The 5,311-nt window shown below is 52.2% G+C and carries 2 tRNA genes and 3 rRNA genes; all 5 read left to right on the top strand.

The annotated features are described in order from the left end of the window. Positions 1–77 precede the first annotated feature (77 nt). Positions 78–1,615 (top strand): 16S ribosomal RNA (locus FFS57_RS24235). Between the two features lie 76 nt (positions 1,616–1,691). Continuing rightward, positions 1,692–1,768 (top strand) — tRNA-Ile (locus FFS57_RS24240). Between the two features lie 43 nt (positions 1,769–1,811). Further along, positions 1,812–1,887: transfer RNA gene (locus FFS57_RS24245), tRNA-Ala, on the top strand. 267 nt (positions 1,888–2,154) lie between these two features. Next, positions 2,155–5,040: ribosomal RNA gene (locus FFS57_RS24250) — 23S ribosomal RNA — on the top strand. A 103-nt stretch (positions 5,041–5,143) separates the two neighbouring features. Beyond that, positions 5,144–5,257: ribosomal RNA gene (gene rrf, locus FFS57_RS24255) — 5S ribosomal RNA — on the top strand. The 16S, 23S and 5S rRNA genes sit together here with 2 tRNA genes alongside, the layout of an rRNA operon. The last annotated feature ends 54 nt before the right edge of the window (positions 5,258–5,311 follow it).

Below are 5,311 nucleotides of genomic sequence, written 5' to 3' on the forward strand. Positions count from 1 at the left end.
GGTCTGGTTAATCAAAGAAATAAAGTGCTCACGTTTAGAAATCAGATAATTCTGAAATCTTGCGTGAGATTAGGATTGAACGAAAGAGTTTGATCCTGGCTCAGATTGAACGCTGGCGGCATGCTTTACACATGCAAGTCGAACGGGGTTAAGGGGCTTGCTCCTTAATCTAGTGGCGAACGGGTGAGTAATGCATCGGAACGTACCCGGGAGTGGGGGATAACGCACCGAAAGGTGTGCTAATACCGCATATTCTGTGAGCAGGAAAGCAGGGGACCGTAAGGCCTTGTGCTTCCGGAGCGGCCGATGTCGGATTAGCTAGTTGGTGAGGTAAAGGCTCACCAAGGCAACGATCCGTAGCGGGTCTGAGAGGATGATCCGCCACACTGGGACTGAGACACGGCCCAGACTCCTACGGGAGGCAGCAGTGGGGAATTTTGGACAATGGGCGCAAGCCTGATCCAGCCATGCCGCGTGTCTGAAGAAGGCCTTCGGGTTGTAAAGGACTTTTGTCAGGAAGGAAATCCTAGTGGCTAATACCCATTGGGGATGACAGTACCTGAAGAATAAGCACCGGCTAACTACGTGCCAGCAGCCGCGGTAATACGTAGGGTGCAAGCGTTAATCGGAATTACTGGGCGTAAAGCGTGCGCAGGCGGCTTGTTAAGCTTGATGTGAAATCCCCGGGCTCAACCTGGGAACTGCATTGAGGACTGGCAAGCTAGAGTGCGGCAGAGGGGGTTGGAATTCCACGTGTAGCAGTGAAATGCGTAGAGATGTGGAGGAACACCGATGGCGAAGGCAGACCCCTGGGTCGACACTGACGCTCATGCACGAAAGCGTGGGGAGCAAACAGGATTAGATACCCTGGTAGTCCACGCCCTAAACGATGTCTACTAGTTGTTGGGGAGGGAGACCTCCTTGGTGACGCAGCTAACGCGTGAAGTAGACCGCCTGGGGAGTACGGTCGCAAGATTAAAACTCAAAGGAATTGACGGGGGCCCGCACAAGCGGTGGATTATGTGGATTAATTCGATGCAACGCGAAAAACCTTACCTGGCCTTGACATGCCACTAACGAAGCAGAGATGCATTAGGTGCTCGAAAGAGAAAGTGGACACAGGTGCTGCATGGCTGTCGTCAGCTCGTGTCGTGAGATGTTGGGTTAAGTCCCGCAACGAGCGCAACCCTTGCCGATAGTTGCTACATTCAGTTGAGCACTCTATTGGGACTGCCGGTGACAAACCGGAGGAAGGTGGGGATGACGTCAAGTCCTCATGGCCCTTATGGCCAGGGCTTCACACGTAATACAATGGTCGGTACAGAGGGTTGCCAACCCGCGAGGGGGAGCTAATCCCAGAAAGCCGATCGTAGTCCGGATTGGAGTCTGCAACTCGACTCCATGAAGTCGGAATCGCTAGTAATCGCGGATCAGCATGTCGCGGTGAATACGTTCCCGGGCCTTGTACACACCGCCCGTCACACCATGGGAGTGGGGGATACCAGAAGTAGGTAGCTGAACCTTCGGGAAGGCGCTTACCACGGTATGTTTCATGACTGGGGTGAAGTCGTAACAAGGTAGCCGTAGGGGAACCTGCGGCTGGATCACCTCCTTTCTAGAGAAAAACTGATTCATAAGTGTCCACACTTATCGACTGTATGAAGTGTAAAGACAGCAGATGGACCTGAGTTGGGCTTGTAGCTCAGTTGGTCAGAGCACACGCTTGATAAGCGTGGGGTCGCTGGTTCAAATCCAGCCAGGCCCACCAAGAAGCTTGGAGACCTAAGCTTCACGCGAAGGTCGAGAAATCTGGGGGTTTAGCTCAGCTGGGAGAGCACCTGCTTTGCAAGCAGGGGGTCGTCGGTTCGATCCCGTCAACCTCCACCATCCTACCGCGACATCAAATCAAACCACTTTGCAAACAGAGTTGTTGAATTTGGTGACTGCACCAATGCTGTATTTGATCTTTAACAAAACGGAAGAAGTGACATTGAAGTTCTCTTGATGGGAAATCGTAAGATGACTCATCAAAGACAGAGCAACAATGGGTTTTTGATTGTATCGCAAACAATCTACCTGCAAGTCGTAGGTAGATTGCAAACACCGATTGAATACCTAGCTCGAAACAATCGCAAGATTGGTTTGAGATTATAGGGTCAAGCGACTAAGTGCACATGGTGGATGCCTTGGCGATCACAGGCGATGAAGGACGTGCAAGCCTGCGAAAAGCTGCGGGGAGTTGGCAATGGAACATTGATCCGCAGATGTCCGAATGGGGAAACCCGGCCCGAAAGGGTCACTCCCTCCTGAACACATAGGGAGGGTAGAGCGAACGCAGCGAACTGAAACATCTAAGTAGCTGCAGGAAAAGAAATCAACCGAGATTCCCAAAGTAGTGGCGAGCGAACTGGGAAGAGCCTGTATGTGATAACCGTAGAGATAGTGGAACAGTCTGGAAAGTCTGGCCATAGTGGGTGATAGCCCCGTACGCGAAATCTCTGTGGTGGTACTGAGCATACGACAAGTAGGGCGGGACACGTGAAATCCTGTCTGAAGATGGGGGGACCATCCTCCAAGGCTAAATACTCGTGATCGACCGATAGTGAACCAGTACCGTGAGGGAAAGGCGAAAAGAACCCCGGAAGGGGAGTGAAATAGAACCTGAAACCGTGTGCATACAAACAGTGGGAGCGGACTTGTTCCGTGACTGCGTACCTTTTGTATAATGGGTCAACGACTTACGTTCAGTAGCGAGCTTAACCGCATAGGGGAGGCGTAGGGAAACCGAGTCCGAATAGGGCGTTGAGTTGCTGGGCGTAGACCCGAAACCAAGTGATCTATCCATGGCCAGGATGAAGGTGGGGTAACACCCACTGGAGGTCCGAACCCACTAGTGTTGCAAAACTAGGGGATGAGCTGTGGATAGGGGTGAAAGGCTAAACAAACTTGGAAATAGCTGGTTCTCTCCGAAAACTATTTAGGTAGTGCCTCACGTATCACTCTCGGGGGTAGAGCACTGTTATGGCTAGGGGGTCATCGCGACTTACCAAACCATTGCAAACTCCGAATACCGAGAAGTGCGAGCGTGGGAGACAGACATCGGGTGCTAACGTCCGGTGTCAAGAGGGAAACAACCCAGACCGCCAGCTAAGGTCCCAAATGACGTGCTAAGTGGTAAACGAAGTGGGAAGGCATAGACAGCCAGGATGTTGGCTTAGAAGCAGCCATCATTCAAAGAAAGCGTAATAGCTCACTGGTCGAGTCGTCCTGCGCGGAAGATGTAACGGGGCTAAGCACGTAACCGAAGCTGCGGATCATGCGTAAGCATGGTGGTAGGAGAGCGTTCTGTAAGCCTGCGAAGGTGGCTTGTAAAGGCTGCTGGAGGTATCAGAAGTGCGAATGTTGACATGAGTAGCGATAAACAAGGTGAAATTCCTTGTCGCCGAAAGCCCAAGGTTTCCTACGCAACGTTCATCGGCGTAGGGTGAGTCGGCCCCTAAGGCGAGGCAGAAATGCGTAGTCGATGGGAAACAGGTTAATATTCCTGTACCGATTTAGAATGCGATGGGGGGACGGAGAAGGGTAGGTCAGCCAACTGTTGGAATAGTTGGTTTAAGCGTGTAGGCGTGTTCTGTAGGCAAATCCGCAGAACTTAGCTGAGGCGTGATGACGAGGTACCACGTGTACTGAAGTGATTGATCCCATGCTTCCAGGAAAAGCCTCTAAGCTTCAGTTCTAAATCGACCGTACTGCAAACCGACACAGGTGGGCAGGGTGAGAATCCTAAGGCGCTTGAGAGAACTCAGGAGAAGGAACTCGGCAAATTGACACCGTAACTTCGGGAGAAGGTGTGCCTCTGTAGGGTGAAGGACCTCGCGTCCGGAGCTCGAAGAGGTTGCAGTGAAAAGGTGGCTGCGACTGTTTATTAAAAACACAGCACTCTGCAAACACGAAAGTGGACGTATAGGGTGTGACGCCTGCCCGGTGCCGGAAGGTTAAGTGATGGGGTGCAAGCTCTTGATCGAAGCCCCGGTAAACGGCGGCCGTAACTATAACGGTCCTAAGGTAGCGAAATTCCTTGTCGGGTAAGTTCCGACCCGCACGAATGGCGTAACGATGGCCACACTGTCTCCTCCTGAGACTCAGCGAAGTTGAAGTGTTTGTGAAGATGCAATCTACCCGCTGCTAGACGGAAAGACCCCGTGAACCTTTACTGTAGCTTTGCATTGGACTTTGAACAGACTTGTGTAGGATAGCTGGGAGGCTTTGAAGTGCGGACGCTAGTTCGCATGGAGCCGACGTTGAAATACCAGCCTGGTGTGTTTGAGGTTCTAACCTAGGCCCGTGATCCGGGTCGGGGACCGTGCATGGTAGGCAGTTTGACTGGGGCGGTCTCCTCCCAAAGTGTAACGGAGGAGCTCGAAGGTATCCTAGGTACGGTCGGAAATCGTACTAATAGTGCAATGGCAAAAGGATGCTTAACTGCGAGACCGACAAGTCGAGCAGGTGCGAAAGCAGGACATAGTGATCCGGTGGTTCTGTATGGAAGGGCCATCGCTCAACGGATAAAAGGTACTCCGGGGATAACAGGCTGATTCCTCCCAAGAGTTCATATCGACGGGGGAGTTTGGCACCTCGATGTCGGCTCATCACATCCTGGGGCTGTAGCCGGTCCCAAGGGTATGGCTGTTCGCCATTTAAAGTGGTACGTGAGCTGGGTTTAAAACGTCGTGAGACAGTTTGGTCCCTATCTGCAGTGGGCGTTGGAAGTTTGAAGGGGGCTGCTCCTAGTACGAGAGGACCGGAGTGGACGAACCTCTGGTGTACCGGTTATGACGCCAGTCGTATCGCCGGGTAGCTAAGTTCGGAAGAGATAACCGCTGAAAGCATCTAAGCGGGAAACTCGCCTTAAGATGAGACTTCCCTGGAGACTCGATCTCCCTGAAGGGTCGTGGAAGACCACCACGTTGATAGGCTGGGTGTGGAAGCGCAGTAATGCGTTAAGCTAACCAGTACTAATTGCCCGTGAGGCTTGATCCTATAATCTGAAACCAATCTGTATTCAATCTGATCTATACAATCAAAAACACTTCTTCCGTTCTCAGAGTCGTAGCTCAACCAGCTGCGCCTCAGACAGCTTATGTCTGGCGGCCATAGCGAGGTGGTACCACCCCTTCCCATCCCGAACAGGACCGTGAAACACCTCTGCGCCAATGATACTGCGGATTGCCCGTGGGAAAGTAGGTCACCGCCAGACCCCTCTAAAAACGCCCTTAGCTCAAACCTAAGGGCGTTTACTCTTCTACAACCA

Origin of the sequence: Chitinivorax sp. B, from assembly GCF_005503445.1 — a bacterium.
Classification (GTDB): Bacteria; Pseudomonadota; Gammaproteobacteria; order Burkholderiales; family SCOH01; genus Chitinivorax.